This window comes from Pseudomonas umsongensis, assembly GCF_012647205.1.
Classification (GTDB): domain Bacteria; phylum Pseudomonadota; class Gammaproteobacteria; order Pseudomonadales; family Pseudomonadaceae; genus Aquipseudomonas; species Aquipseudomonas umsongensis.
In genome coordinates, this window is the sequence record NZ_CP051487.1 from 2,245,219 (window position 1) to 2,268,094 (window position 22,876).

10 protein-coding genes are annotated in these 22,876 nt (G+C 60.6%); 6 read left to right on the top strand and 4 right to left on the bottom strand.

Annotated elements, in window-relative coordinates:
• Positions 1-46: 46 nt before the first annotated feature.
• The 4 genes from psrA to phnX all read left to right on the top strand — a co-directional run bounded on the left by psrA (position 47) and on the right by phnX (position 4,459).
• Positions 47-1,138 (top strand): iron-containing alcohol dehydrogenase PsrA, encoded by a 1,092-nt coding sequence (psrA, locus tag HGP31_RS10095; protein WP_168757601.1) that lies wholly within the window; start codon positions 47-49, stop codon positions 1,136-1,138.
• A gap of 184 nt (positions 1,139-1,322) precedes the next feature.
• Complete coding sequence (locus tag HGP31_RS10100) at positions 1,323-2,618, top strand: MFS transporter (protein ID WP_033044693.1); 1,296 nt, start codon at positions 1,323-1,325, stop codon at positions 2,616-2,618.
• A gap of 54 nt (positions 2,619-2,672) precedes the next feature.
• On the top strand, positions 2,673-3,545 hold the full coding sequence (locus HGP31_RS10105; RefSeq protein WP_020800152.1) for a LysR substrate-binding domain-containing protein: 873 nt from the start codon (positions 2,673-2,675) through the stop codon (positions 3,543-3,545).
• 86 nt (positions 3,546-3,631) lie between these two features.
• Entirely contained in the window at positions 3,632-4,459 is an 828-nt protein-coding gene (gene phnX, locus HGP31_RS10110) for a phosphonoacetaldehyde hydrolase (protein WP_168757602.1), read from the top strand.
• 71 nt (positions 4,460-4,530) lie between these two features.
• Here the strand turns inward: phnX and HGP31_RS10115 are convergent, their stop codons facing one another.
• Entirely contained in the window at positions 4,531-5,475 is a 945-nt protein-coding gene (locus tag HGP31_RS10115; protein ID WP_168757603.1) for a DMT family transporter, read from the bottom strand.
• A gap of 125 nt (positions 5,476-5,600) precedes the next feature.
• Between HGP31_RS10115 and HGP31_RS10120 the strand changes: the two genes are divergently transcribed.
• Positions 5,601-6,500, top strand: coding sequence for a LysR substrate-binding domain-containing protein (locus tag HGP31_RS10120; protein WP_168759151.1), 900 nt, complete (start codon positions 5,601-5,603; stop codon positions 6,498-6,500).
• Positions 6,501-6,732: 232 nt separating this feature from the next.
• Here the strand turns inward: HGP31_RS10120 and HGP31_RS10125 are convergent, their stop codons facing one another.
• Genes HGP31_RS10125 through HGP31_RS10135 form a run of 3 tightly spaced genes read right to left on the bottom strand, consistent with a single transcriptional unit; the run spans position 6,733 to position 11,146 of the window.
• Positions 6,733-8,061 carry a TolC family outer membrane protein gene (locus tag HGP31_RS10125; protein WP_033042802.1) on the bottom strand — a complete coding sequence of 443 codons (1,329 nt, stop codon included), beginning with the start codon at positions 8,059-8,061 and terminating at the stop codon, positions 6,733-6,735.
• Between the two features lies 1 nt (position 8,062).
• Positions 8,063-9,403, bottom strand: a complete 1,341-nt coding sequence (locus tag HGP31_RS10130; protein WP_168757604.1) for an HlyD family type I secretion periplasmic adaptor subunit — start codon at positions 9,401-9,403, stop codon at positions 8,063-8,065.
• A 6-nt stretch (positions 9,404-9,409) separates the two neighbouring features.
• Complete coding sequence (locus HGP31_RS10135) at positions 9,410-11,146, bottom strand: type I secretion system permease/ATPase (RefSeq protein WP_151141366.1); 1,737 nt, start codon at positions 11,144-11,146, stop codon at positions 9,410-9,412.
• 682 nt (positions 11,147-11,828) lie between these two features.
• Here HGP31_RS10135 and HGP31_RS10140 point away from each other — a divergent pair.
• Positions 11,829-22,724: a peroxidase family protein gene (locus HGP31_RS10140; RefSeq protein ID WP_168757605.1), complete on the top strand. Its 10,896-nt coding sequence runs from the start codon at positions 11,829-11,831 to the stop codon at positions 22,722-22,724.
• Positions 22,725-22,876 lie beyond the last annotated feature (152 nt).

A 22,876-nucleotide genomic window follows, 5' to 3' on the forward strand; every position in this document is an offset into this window, starting at 1 on the left:
CCGTGAGTATGGCGCCACGTCTTACAACAACAAGTAGAGGACCGCCATGATCGCCCGATTCCATAATCCTGTTGACACTCGTCTGGGCTACAACAGCCTTGTAGAACTTGCCTCGATCACCGAAAACCAAAAAGTTGCCCTGGTGATCTTTCCCGAAGCGCGTGGGTTGGGACTGGTCGATCGCATTCAGGATTTGCTCGGCGAGCGGCTGATATACATCGTCGAAGATGTCCAGCCCAATCCCGATGTCGCTCAATTGCGTGGCACCTATGAGCGCTTCTGGCAGGAAGCGGGCGATTGTCAGACAGTCATCGCCGTTGGCGGAGGCAGCGCCATCGATACGGCCAAGGCATTGATCGTGGGGACGCAGTCGGGTCGCTTCGATGAACTGGTCGCCTTGTTGGCAACGGGCAAGCCCTTTGTTCCAGCCCACAGCAAAGCGCTGATTGCGGTTCCCACCACGGCAGGCACCGGCAGTGAGGTCACCCCATGGGCGACAATCTGGGATACCGAAGGACAGAAAAAATACTCGCTGCACCTGGATTGCACCTGGCCCAAAGTGGCGATCGTCGATCCCGGTCTGATGCTCACTGTTCCAGCGGGTGTCACGGTTTCAACCGGTCTGGACGCGTTGTCTCATGCGCTGGAGTCCATCTGGAACATCAACGCCAATCCGGTTTCGGACACCTTCGCGATCTCCGCGATCGAAGACATTCTTGAGTGCCTGCCGCTGTTGCGGCATGACCTGGGCAGCAAGGAACTGCGTTCACGCATGGCACTGGCCGCGCTCAAGGCCGGGCTGGCCTTTTCCAATACCAAGACGGCGTTGGCCCACTCGATTTCCTACGAAATGACGCTGCGCCACGGCCTGCCCCATGGCATCGCCTGCTCCTTCACCTTGCCCCTGGTCCTGGGCCTTGCTTGGGGACGTGACGAAGCGCGCGACAGGGTCTTGAAACGGGTGTTCGGCAAAGACCTCGACGAAGCGCAGGCACAGCTGCGCAATTTCCTCCACAGCCTCGATGTAAAGACCGAGTTTGCCGACTACGGCGTTACGCAAGAGGAAGCCCGGGAGATGATCGAGTTCGCACTGCAGGGCGCACGAGGCAAGAACTTCATCGGTGCACACGCCGCCTGACACGTGCCCCCCCCCCTGTAGGAGCGAGCATGCTCCGGGCGGCGTTCCGACGATGGTCGTTAACGATAACGCTGGCAACCTGACACCCCGCGGCGCTCTCAGACTCATCGCGAGCATGCTCGCTCCTACAAAGGTGCGCCCTCCGATTCGCCTGGAGGGTACGAACAATAATAAGGAAAAGATCATGAATCGTGCCCAAGCTTTACCGAGTCTGGCAGTCTCCACGTCCTCGTTCCGAGTCGCGCAATGGCGCATGCTGTTGGCGGCGATGTTCTGCTACCTGTTTTTCTACACCGGTCGACAAACGTTCGGTTTCGCCATCCCGGGCATCCAGGCAGAGTTCGGTTTTACCAAGGAACATCTTGGCTGGGCATCGGCTGCCATGTTGTGGGCGTATGCCATCGGCCAGGCAATCAATGGCAATCTTGCCGACAAGTTCGGTGGGCGCCGCATCATGACGGCCGGTGCCGTGTTGTCGTGTGCAGCCAATTGGATCACCAGCTTCGCCGGTAGCTTCGTCGCGCTCATTTTACCCTGGGGCATCAATGGATACTTTCAGGCATTAGGCTGGGCGCCAGGCAGTCGGCTGATCTCCAATTGGTGGAGTACCGGCGAGCGGGGCAAAGTCTATGGTTTTTACGTGTTCGCTGCCGGTTGTGCCTCTGTCCTGTCCTACGTGACCTCAATCGTTGTGCTTGAAGTGCTGCAACTGGAGTGGCGCTGGATCTTCCGCCTGCCGGTTTTGCTGATGCTGGCAGGGGGCATCGTGTTTTACCTGGTGGCGCGCGAGCGACCGCAGGACATGGGCTTCGAGCCGCTCGCCGATACCGGTGTGGCCAATGCCGATGACAAGAATCACGAAGTCGCCCACGGCGAACTCGAAACCTCGGCGCAGCGCTACAAAGCCGTGCTGAAAAACTACCGCTTGATCATCGCTGCAATCTCCCTGGGGTTCCAGAATGCCGCTCGCTACGGTCTTATCGTCTGGGTGCCGGTGCATTTTCTGGGCGCCGACTGGAAAAGCGGCGACAGCCTGATCGATCCCAAGTGGATCACGGTTGCCCTGCCGGTGGGCATGGCCATCGGTGCGCTCAGCAATGGCTGGATCTCGGACAAACTGTTCGGTTCAAAACGCTACCTGGCGATCATGCTCTACATGTTCCTCGGCGCAGGCACCAGCCTGTGGATGTGGAGCCTTGCGCCTCACAGTGCCGTCGGCCTCGTGGCGTTGTTTCTCTGCGGGTTCTTTGTCTATGGTCCGGCGTCGAGTTTCTGGGCACTGTGCCCGGACCTGGTCGGCGCCAAGCGCGCGGGCACCGCGACCGGCATCATGAATTTCTCCTCATACCTTTTCGCAGGCCTGGCGGAACCGCTGATCGGCAGTATGCTCGACAGTACCGGCAACACGTCGTTGATCTTCATCGTGGTCACGTCTGCCTGCCTGTGCAGCGCAGCGGTCGCCTTGTTCATCAGGCGTTGATTGCTGTTTACACCGGTGTGAATCAGGGCTGCGGCTCAGGAACAGGATCTTTTCATGTACCAGTACCACAAGTGGCTGCGTTCCTTTCATGCGGTGGCCAAGACCGGCAGTTTCACCCTGGCCGCCGAGTACCTGAGCGTTGGGCAACCGACAGTCAGTGAGCAGGTCACGGCGCTGGAAAAGAAGTTTTCCGTGGAGCTCTTTCATCGACGCGGGCGCATCGTCGAGATGAGCTCGGCGGGACACAAGCTGTATGCCATCACCCAGGGTCTCTTTGGCCAAGAGGACGAAGCCGTGCAACTTCTACAGAGTTTCAAGCAACGTAAAACCGGGATGTTGCGCCTGGGTGCCGTCTCGCCGCCCATTGCAATGAACCTGACGTACGAGTTGATGCAGCGGCATCCGGACATTGAGTTGGAAACATCATTCTCGCCGGAAAAAGAGACCCTGGACCGCCTGTTCAATTTCGACATCGACGTGGCCATCCTGGCGCTGTCCGAATTCGACCAGCGTTTTGATACGCAGCTTTATCGGCGTTATCCCATCATTGCTGTCGTGCGCGACGATCACCCCTGGGCTGCGCAGAAGGCGGTGCACGTTGAACAGATCAGCGACGAGAAGTGGGTCCTTCGGGAAAAAAGCTCCCGCACTCGCCAACTGGTGGAGGAGAGTTGCGATCGCCTTGATGTCGACCTGAACTGCGTCATGCAATTGAACAGCCGCGAAGCCATCGTTCACGCCATCGCCAAGGGAATCGGCATCGGGTTCGTATCGGCTGTCGAATACGCCGAAACGCCGGGAACAAAGCCAATCACCTTTGTCGATCATCCGTTTTTCATTGATTACCACCTGTGTTGCCTGGGTATTCGCAGAAACCGGCCGATGATCGCCGAGCTGTTCGATTCCAGTCCGATCCCGGCCACCTGATCGCCTGATCCGTATCAAGCCTCAATAACCTTACCTCCTGGCGACAGGAGGGACGGGCACCCCTTAGCCAAAAATGGAGACTCACCATGCATTATCAACAACCTTCCCAATTGCAAGCCGTGGTCCTGGACTGGGCGGGCACCGTCGTGGATTTCGGTTCCTTCGCACCGACGCAGATTTTCGTCGAGGCCTTTGCCGAGTTTGGCGTCGCGGTGTCCCTGCAAGAAGCCCGCGGGCCGATGGGCATGGGCAAGTGGGACCACATCCGCACGCTGTGCAACGAGCCGCAGATCGCCGACCGCTACCACGCTGTCTTCGGCCGCTTGCCAACCGACGATGATGTCACCGCCCTCTACGAGCGTTTCATGCCGCTGCAGATCGAGAAAATCGCCCTGCATTCGGCGTTGATTCCCGGTGCACTCGAGACCATCAACGGCCTGCGCGACAAGGGCCTGAAAATCGGCTCCTGCTCCGGCTACCCAGCCGTGGTCATGGAAAAAGTCGTGGAGCTGGCGCGCCAGAACGGCTATGTCACCGACCACGTGGTGGCCACCGACGAAGTGCCCAACGGACGCCCGCACCCGGCGCAAGCCCTGGCCAACGTCATTGCCCTGGGGGTCAGCGACGTCGCTGCCTGCGTGAAAGTCGACGACACCTGGCCGGGCATTCTCGAAGGTCGTAGCGCGGGCATGTGGACGGTGGCGCTGACCTGCTCCGGCAATGCATTGGGCCTGACCTATGACCAATACAAAAACCTGTCAGCCGACGAACTGAGCGAAGCGCGATCACGCATTACCCGGATGTTCGAAGGTTCGCGCCCGCACTACCTGATCGACACCATCGTCGATTTGCCGGCGGTCATTGAAGACATCAACGCTCGCCTTGCTCGCGGCGAGGTACCTCAATGCTGCTGATGGTTTTTTAGTTTTTATCGCTACCGGCTTGTTTTTGCACATCAGGGCAGGCTGGTAACGACTGTTGGATTCTACGGTTGAGCATGTTTCACCGGGACCACGCGGTGACGCTTCGCCGCCCAGACCACACCCACCACCAGCAACACGATCGAGATCACTTCCATCAGGCCAGGCACCCGCTGGCTGAACAGAAAACCGTAGACACAGGCAAACAGCGTTTCGAACACGATCATCTGGCCGCTCAATGACGTGGCCATTCGACGCGAGCAGGCATTCCATAGCCCATTGGCAAGCCACGAACCACACAGTGCCAGGAACAGGCACACCCACAGCAAAGCCATCCAGCGACTGCTTTCAACCTGAGTGGGGACCAGGTTCGGGAATAACATCAAGGCGGCGATGCCGAACACGACCGCCACGATACCAGTCACGATGCCCACCAGCGTGGACCATTCGCTGCTGTTGAAATGGCTCTGCTTGAGATAGCGGGCATTGCGGGTCGCGTACCACGACCAGCAGACGACAGCGCTGAAGCCACAGGCCAGGCCGAGTAGACGGGAAGACAGCGAAGTACTCGCCGCTGGCGCGCCTGAGTGTTCCAGGCTGACCGATACGATGCCCAGGAATACCAGCAACAAAGGCAGCTTGAGCTTAGACAGGGGCAGGGACCCAGGATCACCACGCCCCAGGAAGGTAATGGCAACCGGCATCATGCCATTGATCAGGGCGGCAGCCGTCACCCCGCTCAGTTGTACGGAAGCACCCAACAGGGCGTAGTTCAGGACGTTGCCAGTCAATGACAAACGCAACAGCACAAACACATCGTTGCGCGTCAATCGGGCGAGCAGGCTCGATGCAATCGGCAAAGCCAGCAGAAGCGAGATCAGCCCATAGAGGGAAAACCGCACACTGCTGATCAGCACGGCATTGAATTCTGGCAGCAACGAAGGGCCGATAATCACCCCACCCCAGATGGCGCCTGCCAATATCGCAAATACGATCCCACTGTTCATCATCTCGGCTCTGGCAGGCTGTTTAGCGGCATTCTAGCCATGGTATATAAGCGCCACCTGCGATAAATATTCGGCCACCCATTCCGCAGGGGAATGTCGGGTCGCAGTCGCCAGCCAGGAGAATCCTCATCAACCGTTACCTGCGTACCTTGCCCCCACTGGAGACCCTGATCACATTCGAGGCCGTGGGACGGCACAAAAGTTTCACGGGTGCCGCTGGCGAACTGTTCCTGACCCAGAGCGCCGTGAGCAAACAGATGCGCCAGCTCGAGGACGGCATGGGCGTGGCGCTGTTCGAGCGCAAGCCACGGGGTGTCGCGTTGACCGGCGCAGGCGAGGAGCTTCTGATGACGGTCAACATGCTGCTCGCCACGATGTACCAGAGCGTCACGCGAATCCGCAATGTCCATCAGTCCAACGCCGTCTCGGTGCTGGCGACCCATGCCCTGGCCCAGTTCTGGTTGTTCCCCAAGTTGATCGAATTCAACAAGGCGTACCCCGACATCGCCGTGCACGTTCACGCGATCAACGAGTTCGACGAGGCCAGCCTCAATGATTTCGACGTGGGCATTCTCTACGGTTCTGGCCAATGGCCCTCGCTGGACAGCGATTTCCTGCTACCGGAAATCGTCTATGCCGTGGCGCATCCTTCACTGGATGTCTCGGGAATCAAGACGCTGGAACACTTGGTGCAAGCCAACCTGGTGCAGATCGACACCTGCGCCTGGCAATGCCTGGACTGGCGCCAGTGGTTCGGCCACTTTGGCATCGACTACGTGGCGCGGGACAAAGCCCCGGTCTTCAACCAGCTGACATTGGCCTATCGTGCCGTCCAGCAAGGCATGGGTATTGGCCTTGCGTGGACGTTCATGGCGGATGAGGCGCTGGCCAAGGGCGAATTGCAGCGGGTTACACCGTTCGAATGTGTGACCGGCAATGGCGAATTCCTGGTGTCGCTCAAGCATCGCAAGCGCTCTGCCTGTGCCGAGATTTTTTGTCAGTGGCTCCTTGGCTCGCTGGGCGACTGAGTAAGGTACGGCTCAAGGCACCTTGAAGAATTCTTTCAGCGCACGAAGGATATCGAGATGGGGTGCGCAAGATAAACACCCACGTGGACACGCCGGAAAAATCGCCACATCCGACGTGAACCGACTGAAAATGACTACGGGTGGTTCATCGAGTCGCGTGCGCAATATCGCCTCAGAAAATATCGGCGCTGCCATCTTCGGGTGATGTACGCACGACAACCGAGTACTTAAGTCAGTTGGTGACTAACAGTTCCGGGCCCAGGTAGTTGTTGATGTGGTCGATATCGTCGTCGCCCAGGCTACCCACCGAAGAGGCCAGGCGCAGGCGCGACATCAAGTAGCGCAGTTTTGCTTCGAACAGATCGTGGCGCGCAACGAAGAGCAGCTCTTCAGCATTGAGCACGTCCGAGTTGGTGCTGGTGCCTCCTTCCTTGAAGCCCTTGCGCGTCGAAGCCAGTGAGCGTTCGTTTGACGCCACTGCCTTCTCCAGTGCGTGGATACGCTGAGCGCCGCTCTGTACGCCTTGATACTCGCGGGTGGTACCGGTGATGACTTCCTGGCGCGTGGCGTCGAGCTCGTCCATGGCCTTGTAGCTATTGGCACTGGCCTGGCGTGCCAGAGCGCTGGTTCCTCCACCGCTGTACAACGGGAAGTTGACTTCCAGCCCGATTGAACTGTAGCGGTTGCGTTGATTCAGCTCGGAGATTGACTGGCTATCGCCTGCGGTATATCCGGCGACGAAATCCAGTGTGGGCCAGTGGCCGGCCTTGGCGCGCTTCACTTCTTCTTCGGCAAGGGCGCTGCTATGACGGCGCGCATGGATCAGCGGGCTATCGGCCTGGGCTTTGACCAGCCAGTCCTGCAGATTGCTCGGTAGCAGCGGCGGTGTAGCGAAATTCGGCTGCAGGGTGGTCAGCGATTCGGGGGGTTCACCTATATATTCTTCCAGCTTGCGGCGCGCATTGACCAGGTTGTCCTGCGCTTCAATCAGTTCAGCCTCGGCGAGATCGCGGCGAGCGACCGACTCGTCAATGTCGGTGATGGTGCCGGCACCCAGCTCCATGCGGCGTTTCGCCGAGGCGAGTTGCTCTTCGAAGGCGTTCAGCTTGGATTTGGCCAGGAGGATGGTTTCGCTTGCCAGGAGCACGTCGAAATAGCTCTCGGCCAAGCGCACGGCGGCGTCCTGGCTCTTGGCATCGAACACCGCGACGCTGTAGTCGGCACGTTGCTTGCCCTGGCGGTACTCGGCCATCTTCTGTTTGTTGAACAGCGGCTGGCGCAGGCGCACGTTGGCGCCCTTGGAGTCGTAGTCCAGATCCCTGTCGAGGCCGTTCTGGCGTTGAGTGCCATTGACCTTGTTGTCGTAGGCCGAGGCATTGACCTGCGGCAGCAGGCCGGCCTTGCCGATGGCGCGGTTTTCCTCGCCGGCGGCTTTTTCATGCACGGCGGCGCGGTAGATGGGGCCTTGGTACTGCAACAGATCCCAGGCTTGTTTGAGGTCCATGGCGCTGGCCGGCAGGGACAGCCCCAGCAGGCAGAAGACTATGCAATGACGGTCCATTTCATTGTTCCTTAAAGGAGCTGTCCACGCGTTCGAGCATCGGTTTGAGCAGATAGCTCATCAAGTTGCGCTCGCCGGTCTTGATGGTGACGCTGGCGGGCATACCGGGGCGAATGTGATTGCTGCCAAGCAGCCTCATGCCATCGGAAGTGACTTCCACCTGGGCCAGATAGAACGGTTGCTTGCTTTCCTCGTCGAGCAGGCGATCGGCGGAGATGGTCTTCACGCGGCCGGGAATGTTTGGCGTCTGGGCATGGTTGAAGGCCGGGAAGGCAATATCCACGGGCAGGCCGGGGACCATCTTGTCGATGGCCTGCACGGGAATCATTGCGTCGACCTGCAGCGGTTCGTTGACTGGAACGATTTCCATGATCTTGAAGCCGGGCTGAATGACTCCCCCGACGGTGGCAATGCTCAGGGACTGGACCATGCCGTCGATGGGCGACCGTATCACCGTGTGGGTCACTTCATAGTCCAGCGCGCGCAAGCGGTCGGCCAGGGTGGTATTTTCCTTGGCGGTTTCAGTCAGCTGTGATTCGACTTCCTTCAGGTAATCGTGCTGGCGCTGCAGGATGCGCAACTTGATTTCGGTAGCCTGGCTACGCACGCGAGCGATGTTGTTGAGGTTCTCGGCCTGGCCGGCCGAAAGGTCGGCGTTGCTGCGTTCCAGCTCAAGCAAGCGGTTGCGCGGCACATAGCCTTCGGCCGCCAGAACTCGGGTGCCTTGCAGTTCCTGGTTGAGGAAGTTGATTTGCGAGGTGCGGGCGCCATAGACCTGCTGCAGGCCCTTGAGCTGCACCTGCGACGCCGCCAGGTTTTCCTCCAGGATGCTGATTTCACCCGCCAGGCCGGCACGCCGGGTGTCCAGTAGACGCTGTTGCAGGTCCATGGCGGCTACCAGGCGGTGGTCATTGCCGAAGCGTTTGAGCAGTTCGGGATCGAAGATCACCACATTGCGCGCGTCACGTTCCGCTTCCAGCCGGTTTTCCACCGTCTTGCTGACGATGTACTGGGCGCCAACCGCACCCTGTTCGGCAGCGGCACGTAACGAGTCGAGGCGCACCAGCTCCTGGCCCTTGGTCACCACATCGCCTTCGCGAACGAGAATGGCCTCCACAGTGCCGCCACTCAAATGCTGCACGGCTTTGCGGTTGCTGGTGACTTTGACCGTGCCAGTCGCCACCACGCCGGCATCCAGCGGCGCCAGCCAGGACCACAGGAGGAAGCCGCCGAAGCCGGCAAGCACCAGCCACACGCCCCAGCGCGCGGGCTTACCGACGTCCAGGTCTACCACGCTCCTGGGATCGGCTTGAATCATCTCGGTGTGTTGGCTCATCTGCATGATCGGTCACTCCCGTGCTTTGACGGAGGCCAGCGGGGTCGGCGCGCCTGCAGGCATCACACTGGCCTTGCGCAGCGCTGCGAATACTTCGTCACGCGTGCCGAGCATCTGCACGCCGCCGTCACGTAGCATCAGTACCTTGTCGACGGCGCACAGTACGTTGGGACGGTGGGAAATCAGAATGACGGTGGCACCGCGGGCCTTGAGTTCGGCCAGGGCATCGACCAGGGCCTTTTCGCCGACGTCGTCGAGGTTGGCGTTAGGCTCATCCAGCACGATCAGGTTGGGCTCGCCATACAGCGCGCGGGCCAACGCGATGCGTTGCTTCTGGCCACCCGACAGCGGGCTGCCATCGGTGCCCAGTCGAGTGTCATAACCCTGGGCAAAGCGCAGGATCATCTCGTGCACGCCAGTGCTCCTGGCAGCGCGAATAACCGCGTCGCTGTCCACTTCGCCAAAGCGCGCAATATTGTCGGCGATGGTGCCTTCGAACAGCTCTACGTCCTGTGGCAGGTAGCCGAGCCAGGGGCCAAGTTCCCCCTTGTTCCAACTGAATATGTCCGCGCCATCCAGGCGCACTTTGCCAGCCTGCGCCGGCCAGACGCCAACCAGCAAGCGGGCGAGGGTGGATTTGCCCGAGGCGGATGGGCCGATCACGCCAAGGCTTTCGCCGTGGGCAAGGCTGAAACTCACTCCGCGCAGGATTGTGTTGTTGGTGGCGGGGGCACCGGCATACACATTCTCCACCGCCAGCATGCCCAGCGGACGCTGTAATGGCATGCTCGGTGGTCGGCGCGGATAGTCGTGCAGCATCTCGTTGAGCCGGCCCCAGGCCGAACGGCAACCGAGCAGTTGCTTCCATGACCCGATAACCTGTTCCACCGGACCCAGTGCGCGGCCGGTGAGGATCGAACAGGCAATCATCATCCCCGGGGTGATCTTGCCTTCGATCGCCAGCAGCGCGCCGGCGCCGAGGATCAGCGACTGCAACGTGATACGCACGAAGCGCCCGGTGCTGCTGATGAGGGCGGCGCGGTCGGAGGCCAGGGTCTGCATTTCCAGTATGCGCAAATGGCTTTGGTACCAGCGCTTACTGATCGACGGCAGCATGCCCATGGCCTCGATGACTTCGGCATTGCGCAGGTTATTGTTGGCGTAAGTGGCGGAGGAGAGGGCGGCCTGGTTGGCTTCGGCCAGTGGCTTTTGCGTCGCCTTCTCGGTGAGATAAGCCAGGCCCACCAAAATCAGCGAGCCGATCAGTGTGATCAGTCCGAGCAGCGGGTGGATCAGATAGGCGACCAGCAGGTAGATCGGCGTCCATGGCGCATCGAAGAAAGCGAACAGGCCATTGCCGGTGAGAAACTGGCGAACTTGCGAGAGATCCTGCAGGGCCTGGGCCGGATTGCCGCCGGCGCGGCTCAGGTTGCGCTCGAAAGCAGCGGTGAAGATGCGCCGGTTGAGGTCCATGTCGAGGCAGTTGCCGACCCGGATCAGTACACGGGTGCGGACCATTTCCAGTGTGGACATCAGCAGGAACAGCCCTATCACCAGCAAGGTCAACATCGTCAATGTTGTGACATTGCGACTGACCAGGGCCCGATCGTAGACCTGCAGCATGTACACCGCTGGCGTCAACATCATGACGTTGATAACGCCACTGAACGCTGCCAGCGAGTAAAAACTGCGGCGCAGGCGAAATATCGCGTCGGACAGTTCTGAGCGAGCGCTCGACTGCTTGTGCATTTGCGTCCTCCCCACCGAAAAGCCAGGTTGGCCATGCGGCGCACCCGCTACCGGTAAATGTGATTGACTATCAGATAGATGTAGATCTCCAGGTAACTCGTCGGCTTGAGCAGTCGTTCTTTCGAAATTCACATGCAGCAGCGTAGGTGGCGTTTGTTTCTCTAGCGATACAGTTTTAAATAACATTTCGCTCTAATATTGCTTAGAATTTTCTATATATCCTTTAATAACAGTAGGTTGGCAGATCCAATGCCGGTCGTCTGTTTTTGCGGCGTAATATTGACAGTTTTTTGCTATGGAACTTTAGTCATGTTCAAAGATCGCCCCCCGGAAGCCAGCCAGAACTTTGGCATTGCAAGGCGGTGATTTTCCCGAGGGAGCAAACATGTCGATCCATTTGATCTTTTGCGCAGTGACACAATCGTTCAGGAAGTTCACTTCGACTTCCCAATTCCATGGCCCACCCACAGCTCGGGATCGCTCTGCCTGATCGCTCGGCGACCCATCCATTTCGCGAATTCCAGGCGCGCATTTCACGGGCGCCGGGGGACGGCTTTGCCTAACCCACGCCTGCTCTCGCCCTGCAACTGAACCAACGAACTTCGCAAGCCAGCACCTGACTGGGCGTGGGAGGATTGTTTCGTCCTGTGCCTTTCCCCCAGAGAGATCGAGGACAATAAAAATGGCCAATTTCAACAAGTCGGACCTGGAATTCATACTCAAGCAAATCTTCATCGCGGAGGCGCACGCCGACGGCACCAGCCTCAGTGATTTGCTGCCCAACAGCCAAGTGCCATTCGGCCTGCGCACCGTCGATGGCAGCTACAACAACCTGGTCGCCGGGCAAAGCGAGTTTGGCGCCGCGGACAATTCCTTCCTGCGCCTGCTTGATGCCCAGTATCGGGCGGCCTATGCCGCGTCAGGGAATGTGGTCGACCCGCAGCCACGGATAATCAGTAACCTGATCGTCGACCAGACCGCCAACAACCCGGCCGCGGTGGCGGCGAATGGCGGCGCCGACCCGGTGATCAGCCCCGGTCTGGATGGGGTGTTCGGCACGGCCGACGACAAGGAAGTGTTTTTCATTCCCAACGTGTCACCTGATGCTGGCCTTACCGCCGGCTTCAACTCGTGGATGACCTTCTTTGGCCAGTTCTTCGACCACGGCCTCGACCTGGTCACCAAGAGCAGTACCGACTTCGTGTTTGTTCCGCTGCAGCCGGACGATCCGTTGTTCGTACCGGGCAGCCCCACCAACTTCATGGTGCTGTCACGTGCAGTGCATTCCGCTGGCGCGGACGGAATAGTCGGCACTGCCGATGATGGCCAGACCAACACCACCTCGCCGTTCGTGGACCAGAGCCAAACCTACAGCTCGCACCCCTCGCATCAGGTGTTCCTGCGTGAGTACGCCCTCAACGCGGCAGGCAACCCTATTGCAACGGGCCGCTTGATTACCAACCGTGATCTCGGCGCCGATGGCAAGTTCGGCACGGCCGATGATGGCAATGGCGAAAATGGCGGCATGGCGACCTGGGCAGTGGTCAAGGCCCAGGCCCGCGACATTCTCGGGATCAACCTGACCGATGCCGATGTGCACAGCGTGCCGCTGCTGGCAACCGATGCGTATGGCAACTTCATCCGCGGACCGAGCGGCATGCCGCAGGTGGTGATGCGCGTCAGTAACGGTGCCGACGGTATCGGCGGGACGGCTGATGACGTCACGCAACTGGTCGAAGGCAATCGGGATGCGCCGATCAGCCTGGCCAATGCCGTGAGCACCGGGCATGCCTTCCTCGACGACATCGCCCACAATGCCGCGCCGGTCGTTGTTGGCGGGGTGCTGCAGGCAGATGCCGACACCGCTATCGGCAATGCGCAGGACGTTGGCCCCGGCGGCAACAACCTGACCTATGACAACGAACTGCTCGACGCCCACTACATTGCCGGCGACGGCCGGGTGAACGAAAACATCGGCCTGACTGCTGTGCACCATGTGTTCCACGCCGAGCACAACCGCCTGGTCCAGCAATCCAAGGACACCATTCTTGCTGCCGGCGACCTGGCTTTCCTCAATGAGTGGCTGGCGGACGATGTGACCGCGATACCGACGACCCCAGCCGATATCGCAGCGTTGGTATGGGACGGCGAACGCCTGTTCCAGGCCGCCAAGTTCGGTACCGAGATGCAGTATCAGCACCTGGTGTTCGAGGAGTTCGCGCGGACCATTCAGCCGCAGGTCGACGAATTTCTTGCCCCCAACGGTTATGACACCTCGATCAACCCGGCCATCCTCGCCGAGTTCGCCCACGTGGTGTACCGCTTCGGTCACTCGATGCTGACCGAAACCGTCGATCGCTTCGACCCTGAGTTCAATCCGCTCCTCACTGACCCGAACAACCCGGACTCGCAAATGGGGCTGATCGCGGCCTTCCTCAACCCGCTGGCGTTCGCCGGCAGCGGAGCGACATCGGACGAAGCGGCAGGGGCGATCATTCGCGGTGCGACCCGCCAGTTGGGCAACGAGATCGACGAATTCGTCACCGAAGCGTTGCGCAACAACCTGCTCGGCCTGCCGCTCGATTTGCCGGCCCTTAACCTGGCGCGCGGTCGCGACACTGGCATTCCCACGTTGAATGAAGCGCGCCGTGAGATGTACGCAGCCACCGGCGACAGCCAACTCACGCCGTACATCAGTTGGTCTGACTTTGCGGACCACCTCAAGCACCCCGAATCCCTGGTCAACTTCATCGCCGCTTTCGGCACCCACAGCGCATTGATCGCGGCCGATGTGGATACGCTGGTCGAAATGCGTGCGGTCGCCGCGGCCCTGGTGTTTGGTGGCAGCGCGGTGATCAACGCGGGTACTGCCGAAGAGCGTACCTTTACCGCCAATCTGGCCGATCGCCTGGCATTCCTTAACAGTACGGGCATCTACGCCATGGTCAATGGCGTCACCACCACCGGTGTGGACGACATCGACTTCTGGGTCGGTGGCCTCGCCGAGCAGAAGATGCCGTTCGGCGGCATGCTCGGCTCGACGTTCAACTTCGTCTTTGAAACCCAGATGGAGGCGTTGCAGAACGGCGACCGCTTCTACTACCTGTCGCGCGTCGCAGGCCTGAACTTCGGCACTGAGCTTGAGAACAACTCCTTTGCCAAGCTGATCATGCTCAACAGCGATGTCACCCACCTGTCGAACACCGTGTTCCTGACGCCGACGTTCACCCTCGAAGTCAATCAGGCCAATCAGTTCACCAACCTGGGCGTGGACGGCAAAGCCGATCCGACTGGCGGCATCATGATCAACGGGGTGGAAATCGTGCCGCTGGTGATCCGCGACAATCCCGACACCGAAGGGCTGGACAGTAACTATCTGCAGTACACCGGTGAAGACCATGTCGTCCTGGGTGGCACCGCCGGCAATGACATCATCATCTCCGGCGAAGGCGATGACACCCTTTACGGCGACGGCGGCAACGATCGCCTCGAAGGCGGTGCCGGCAATGACGCGGTACTCGGCGGCGCGGGCGATGACATCATCACCGATTCGTTCGGCGACAACCGCCTGGAAGGCAACGCCGGTAACGACGTGATCATCGCCGGTAGCATGCTGGCTGGAGGCAACCTGATCCTGGGGGGCGACGGCCAGGACTTCATCGTCACCACCGAAGACATCACCACCACCTTCGGTGGCCAGGGTGACGATTTCATCCTCGGTGCCAAGACCAATCTGCCACCTACCGGCAACGAAGGTGACGACTGGATCGAGATGGGCACCCAGGATGGTGCGCCTGGCGATAATTTTTCGCCGCTGCTCAATGACGATGTGATCGGCAACGACATCTTTGTCGGCGGTGGTGGCTTCGACGAAATGATCGGCGAGGGTGGCGATGACATCTTTGTCGGCAGCGATGCCCAGGACAATATGGACGGCATGTCCGGTTTCGACTGGGTGACCTACAAGGATGACAAGGTGGGCGTGACCGTTGACCTGACCATGGCCGAGCTGGCGCAGCCACACGGCAATGCGCCAAACCAGAACAATGGCGTGTTCAATCCGGTCGGTGCCTCGCCGGCCTCTATTCTCGACCGTTTTGCCGAGGTCGAGGGCTTGTCCGGTTCGAAGTTCGCCGATGTGCTCAAGGGCGATGATGTGGATGCGGACACCATCATCAACCACGGTGGAACCACGGGCAGTGCGCTGACCAATGTGGCGTTGATCCGCGGACTGGAGCAGTTTCTGGCCGATGCCGGTTTGCCAACCACCGGTTTTGCCACGGGCAACATCATCCTCGGTGGCAATGGCAGTGACCTGATCGAGGGCCGCGGGGGCGACGACCTGATCGATGGCGACAAATGGATAAACGTCAGGATTGCCGTCTACAGCGCTGACGACGTCAATCATACCGGGCCCGAGATCGCCAGCTTCGACAGCATGGTCGATATGATCCCGTTCATGCTCGATCGCACCTATAACCCGGGGCAGCTCAAGGCCGTGCGGGAAATCCTGCCCGGTACCTCGACGGGCGGGTCGGCCTTCGACACCGCCATATTTTCCGGGGTCCAGTCTGAATATGTGGTGACCCAGGACACCCGCGGCACAGCCAATCTGGCAGACGATGTCTGGACGGTGGCAGATACCGTAGCCGGTCGTGACGGCACCGATACGCTGCTGCATATCGAACGCCTGCAGTTTGCCGATACCCAGCGAGTGCTGGTGCAAGGGCTCAATGCTCAACCGGTTGGCAGGCCGACCCTCAGCGATGGCAACGGCGGCGCGATAACGGTAGGCGACACGCTGAGTGTCAGCATGGCCGGGGTGCGCGATGCCAACAACGTCTCGGTGGGCAATCTCCAGGGGTTTATCAACAACGCCTCGGTGTCCTACTTCTGGCAGTTCGAGGCGGATCCGGGGAGCGGTGTGTTCGAGGACATCATCCTGTTGCCGGCCGGCGACGTGGCGTTCCAGAGTGCCGATGGCACCGCCTTCAAGGTTTCGCCTGACCTTGCCGGGTTGTCGTTGCGTGTCAAGGCGATCTACCAGGATGGTCATGGCACGACTGAAGTAGTGTTCTCGCAGCCGACTGCCGCGGTGGTTGCCGGGGCGCCGGTTGTGCCGACTGCGCAGGCACCTGTCGTCGATGCCACGGCCGGTGGCGAAGGCCTTCACATGGTCCGCTCCGACCTCAATTTCATCCTTGATCAGATCAAGATTGCCGAGGCTGACGCGTCCGGGCAGGACATCCTCTCGCTGATCCCGAACATCCGCGCGCCGTTGGGCCTGCGTGCGGTCGACGGGTCGAACAATAACCTGATGAACCTCAACGGCATCAACAACACCGAGTTTGGTGCCGCCGATAACACCTTTCCGCGTGTGAGCGATCCGGTCTTCAATCCGGCGCAATCGGGAACGTCTTATGCGCAGAACAGCGGCTTGGTGATTGACTCGCAGCCGCGCACCATCAGCAACCTGATCGTCGACCAGACATCGAACAACCCGGCAGCCTATGCCACGGCTTACGACCCGGGTGCCGACGGCGTGCTCAACTTCGGCGCGGATGGCAACGACGACGTACTCAAGGATGGCGTACGGATTGTCGCCAGCCCCGGCATGGACGGGCAGTTCGGTACTGGCGACGACCACGATGTATACCTGTTCGAGAACACCGCGGCGGATGCGGGGCTGTCCGCGCCGTTCAATGCCTGGATGACCTTCTTCGGGCAATTCTTCGATCATGGGCTGGACCTTGTCACCAAGGGGGGCTCGGGCACCGTCTTCATCCCGCTGCAACCGGATGATCCGCTGTACGTGCCAGGCGGCAACACCAATTTCATGGTGATGACCCGCGCGACCAACCAGCCAGGGGCGGATGGCGTTCTCGGCACGGCCGACGACATCCATGAGCACACCAACACCACCACGCCGTTCGTGGACCAGAACCAGACCTACAGCTCGCATCCATCGCACCAGGTGTTCCTGCGCGGGTATGTGCTGACCGAGGACGGCCCCATCGCGACCGGCCGGCTGATCACCAACCGTGACCTGGGGGCGGATGGCAAGTACGGTACCGCTGACGACACCGAAATCGGTGGCATGGCGACCTGGAAAGTGGTCAAGGCGCAGGCCAACGATGTCCTGGGTATCCGCCTGACCGATGCCGACGTCGAGAACGGCCCGCTGTTGGCGACCGACGCCTACGGCAATTTCATCAAGGGGCCGAACGGCTTCCCGATGGTCGTGATGAAAGGGGCAGACGGGCTTGGCGGCACCGCTGATGACGTCCTCGTCGAAGGCAATCCGCTAGCCCCTATCAGCCTGGTCAATGCAGTGCGCACCGGCCACCAGTTCCTCGCCGACATTGCCCACAATGCAGCGCCGGTGTTCAGCGCTGGTGTGCTGGTTCCCGATGCCGATGACGACATTGGCAACGCGGTGCCGTCGAATCCGCAGACCGGGGCCAACCTGGCTTACGACAACGAGTTGCTGGATGCGCACTACATCGCCGGCGACGGCCGGGTCAACGAGAACATCGGCCTGACCGCGGTGCATGCGATCTTCCACGCCGAGCACAATCGGCTGGTGGCGCAGACCAAGGACACCGTACTCGATTCGGCTGACGTGGCCTTCCTCAACGAGTGGTTGCTCACTCCGGTGGATGCGTTGCCAGCCAGCCAGGCCGAGATCGATGCACTGGTGTGGAATGGCGAGCGGCTGTTCCAGGCTGCCAAGTTCGGCACCGAGATGCAGTATCAGCACCTGGTGTTCGAGGAGTTTGCGCGGACCATCCAACCCAGGGTCGACCTGTTCTTCGCGCCGACCCAGGTCTATGACGTCGACCTCGATGCCTCGATCGTCGCCGAGTTCGCCCACACCGTTTACCGGTTCGGCCACTCGATGCTGACCGAGACGGTCGATCGATACGACGTCGACTTCAATGTAATTGGCGATCCGAACAGCGCTGATCCCGATCAGCAACTGGGCTTGATCGCGGCGTTCCTCAACCCATTGGCGTATGCCGCCAGCGGGGTGACGCCAGAGGATGCGACCAGTGCGATCGTGCGTGGGGTGACGCGCCAGGCCGGTAACGAAATCGATGAGTTCGTCACCGAGGCGCTGCGCAATAACTTGCTCGGCCTGCCGCTCGACCTGCCGGCGATCAACATCGCCCGTGGCCGCGACGTGGGGATTCCCTCGCTCAACGCGATTCGCCGCGACATCTACAGCCAGACCGGTGATACCCAGCTCAAGCCGTACAGCAGTTGGGTCGACCTGGTGCAGCACCTCAAGCATCCGGAGTCGCTGATCAACTTCATCGCGGCCTATGGCACCCATGGCACCGTCCTGGCGGCGACCACGCTGGAAGGCAAACGCGCTGCAGCCTTGGCGCTGGTATTGGGGGGTGATGATGCGCCGTCCGACCGCCTGGACTTCCTCAACAGCAGCGGTACCTGGGCCAACGTGACGCGCGCCGGCAAGGATGGGGTGCTGGGTACCGCTGACGATCTGAAGGGGGTGACGATCACGGGCGTCGATGCGATCGACCTGTGGATCGGCGGCCTGGCCGAAGCGAGGACCCCGTTCGGCGGCATGCTCGGCTCGACCTTCAACTTCGTGTTCGAGAACCAGATGGAAAAACTCCAGGACGGCGACCGCTTCTACTACCTGGAACGTACCTCTGGCCTGTCGATGAACGCGGAACTGGAAAGCAACTCGTTCGCCAAGTTGATCATGGCCAACACCTCGGCAACGCACTTGCCGGGCCTGGTGTTCTCGGACCCCGGGTTCTATCTGGAAGTGGACAAGACCAAGCAGTACAACGATGGCCTGGGCAATGCCGATCCGCTTGGCGAAAACGGCGAGCAGGTGGTGTTCCGCGACAACCCGCTGACCGACGGGCCGGACACTCACTACATCAAGTACACCGGTGCAGAGCACATCGTGCTGGGCGGCACCAACAGCGCAGACATCCTCGTCTCGAGTGAAGGGGACGACACGGTCTGGGGTGACGGCGGCAACGACCGCATCGAAGGTGGTGACGGCAACGACCAACTGCGCGGTGGCGCCGGCGACGACATCATCACTGACGCCGGTGGCGACGATAACATCCAGGGTGGTGACGGCAACGACGTGTTGCACGGCGGCAACGGCGTCAACCTGATCATTGGCGGGTTCGGCAATGACTTCATCGTGACCGGCGAGGACGCTTCCGAAGCCATTGGTGGCCAAGGCAACGACTTCATCCTGGGCAGCAAAGCCAACGAACAGGACATGGGTAACGAAGGCGACGACTGGATCGAAAAGGGCACGTCGGACGGTGCACCTGGCGACAACTTCGACCCGGCTGGCAATGATCCGGTGATCGGTCACGATGTGTTCATCGGCGGTAACGAGAACGATAAGTTCAACGGTGAAGGCGGTGACGACATCATGGTCGGCAGTCTCGGCATGGGTGACCGCTATATCGGCGGCTCCGGCTATGACTGGGCGACCTTCAAGGGGCTCGCCCAAGGCGTGACCATCGACTACACCGAACGCTTCTTCGATGTTCCATCGATGCCGGGTTCGGGTGCTTCAGCGCTGGTGCGTTTCGACATCATGGAAGGTTTGTCGGGTTCCTCGCACGGTGACTTCCTGCGCGGTGATAACGAAGATGCCACATCGCTGCCCACTGCGGGTGCAACCGGCAGTGTGCTGACCAACATCAACCTGATCAACGGGCTGGCTGACTTGCTGGTAGACGGGGCGACGTACTTCGACGGCGGCAACATCATCCTCGGCGGCGGCGGCAGCGACCTGATCGAAGGTCGCGGTGGTGACGACATCATCGATGGTGACAAGTGGCTGAACGTGCGCATCAGCGTACGGGAAAATGCCGATGGCACCGGCGAGGAGATCGCCACGTTCGACAGTATGGAGCCCTTGGTGCCGTTTATGCTGAACGGTACTTACAACCCGGGCCAGTTGGTCATCGTGCGGGAGATCCTGAGCGGTGATGACAGCTTCGACACCGCGTTTTTCTCCGGTAACCTGGGGGAATACGGAATCGAGATCGATGGCGACACGGTCATTGTGACCGACTCGGTAGCGGGGCGTGATGGTGTCGATCGCTTGACGGGTATCGAGCGTCTGCAGTTCGCTGACGGGGCGCAGTCGTCCGGCGTGGGCACCGCGCAAAACAGCGACCCGTCGGGTCATCTGGCAATCCTCGATGCTGGCACCGGCCTGCGTGACGAAACGCCGGTTGCCGGCCAGTTGCTGCGCGTCAGCGGTCAGGCGGTACGGGACGCGGACAGCCAGAGTGTGGCCAACCCGACCGGTGCGATTACCGGGGCGGTGGCTTACTACTGGCAGGTCGAGAACATCGCGGGTTCAGGCATCTATGAAGACATCACCGTCATCGCCGCTGGCGAGGCATCGCGTGCCACCGGCAGCACCTACCGGGTGACGGACGATGTGGCGGGCCTGAACATCCGTGTCCGTGCGGTGTATCAGGATGCCAAGGGCACGCTGGAGATCGTCGATTCGTCCGGGAACAGTACGCCGACCGAAGGGCCGACCGTAACCGGGCTTGCAGTACAGAACCAACTGTTGACCGCTGACCCGGCGAGCATCATCGACGCCGATGGCGTGAGCACGACGCAGTTCACCTACCAGTGGCAGGCGAATGACGGGCTCGGCTTCGTCAACATCGCCGGTGCTACCGCCAGCACGTTCGCGCTTGGCCAGGCCCAGGTCGGCCAGGAAGTTCGCGTGGTCATCGGTTACGTGGATAACTTCGGAGTGGCCGAAAGCGTTGCGTCGAACATCCTGGGGCCGGTGGACAACGTCAACGATGCACCGACCCAAGGGCCGACCGTTACCGGGCTTGCAGTGCAGAACCAGGTGTTGACCGCCAATCCGGCGAGCATCATCGACGTCGATGGCCTGAGCAATCCGCAGTTCACCTACCAATGGCAGGCGAACAGCGGGACCGGCTTCGTCAACATTGTCGGCGCAACTGCCAGTACGTTCGCGCTTGGCCAGGCTCAGGTCGGCCAGGCAGTGCGCGTGTTGATCGGTTATGTGGATGACTTCGGTGCGGCCGAAAGCGTTGCGTCCAACATCCTGGGGCCGGTGGCCAACGTCAACGATGCACCGACAGGCGCGTTGCTGATCAGCGATACGACTCCGGATCAAGGGCAGGTGCTGACCGCGCTGACGGGTGGAATTGCCGATCCGGACGGGCTGGGCACCTTCAGCTTCCAGTGGCAGCAAGAGGTCGGCACGTCCTTCACCGACATCAACGGCGCGACTGCTGCGACCTTCACCCCCGGTGCGGCGCAGGCCAATCTGCAACTGCGGGTGATCGTGCGCTACACCGATGCCTTCGGCACGCTGGAGTCGGTGACTTCTGCGGCGACGGCGGCGGTGGTTGTGGCACAAGGCGTGGTACTGCAGGGCGATGCCTTGGCAAACATCCTCACCGGCACCGCGGCTAACGATGTGCTGCTTGGCCTGGGCGGGAACGATACGCTCAATGGCCTCGCCGGTATCGACCAGTTGTTGGGCGGCACTGGCAACGACATCCTCAACGGCGGCGACGACAATGACGTCCTCAATGGCGAGGACGGCAACGACACCCTCAACGGCGGGCTCGGCGCGGATGCCATGAGCGGCGGCCTCGGCAACGACACCTTTGTGGTCGACAACGTCGGTGACCTTGTCACCGAGGCGCTGGGTGCTGGTACCGATCTGGTGCAAACCAGCCTGACCACCTACCTGCTTGGCGCCAACGTCGAGAACCTGACCTATACGGGAGCCGGTAACTTCACCGGTACCGGTAACGCGTTGGCCAACACCATCACCGGCGGGGTGGGTAACGACGTCCTCAACGGCGGTGCAGGTGCCGACCGGTTGGTGGGGGGCGCCGGCAACGATAACTACGTTGTCGATACAGCCGCAGACGTCGTGGTCGAGGTCGCCGGTGGCGGTACGGACACCGTGCAGACGTCGCTGGCCAGCTACACGCTGGGCGCTGAGGTCGAGAATCTGACCTACACCGGAGTCGGCAACTTCGTCGGCAACGGTAACGGGCTGGATAACGTCATCAACGGCGGGGTGGGTAATGACACCCTCAATGGTAATGGCGGCAACGACACCCTCAACGGCGGAAGCGGGGTGGATGTCTTGAACGGTGGAGCAGGCAACGACACGCTGTTCGGTGGTGACGCTAACGACACCTTGTTGGGAGGGATCGGTGATGACTTTATCGATGGCGGTACTGGCAATAACAGGGTCACAGGTGGTGCCGGCAACGACACCCTGGTTGCCAGCAGCGGCAACGATATCTTCGTGTTCGCAGCGGGCTTCGGGGCCGATCAGATCATCGGCTTCGATGCCGACGCGGCAGGAGGCCAGGATCGGCTCGATATTTCCTCGTTCGGCGTCAATGCTGTGACCTTTGTCGGCAACGTCATCATCACCGATGTCGGTGCGGATACCTTGATCAGCTCCGCAGGCGCTGAATCCATCCGCCTGGTCGGAGTGGCCGATGCGACAACCATAACGGCCGCAGACTTCATTCTCGCCACTTGAGGTCCTGATCAGTACGTTCGCAGACGCGTGTAAAGCGCAGGGGAGGGCATGGAAGCCCTCCCTTTTCTTTTGAAAAAACGGGTCGTTGGTCAAGCGAGGAAAAAAGGGCACCCGGCCTCGAAGAGTTCAGCTTCCCGGGTCATGGGCGGTCA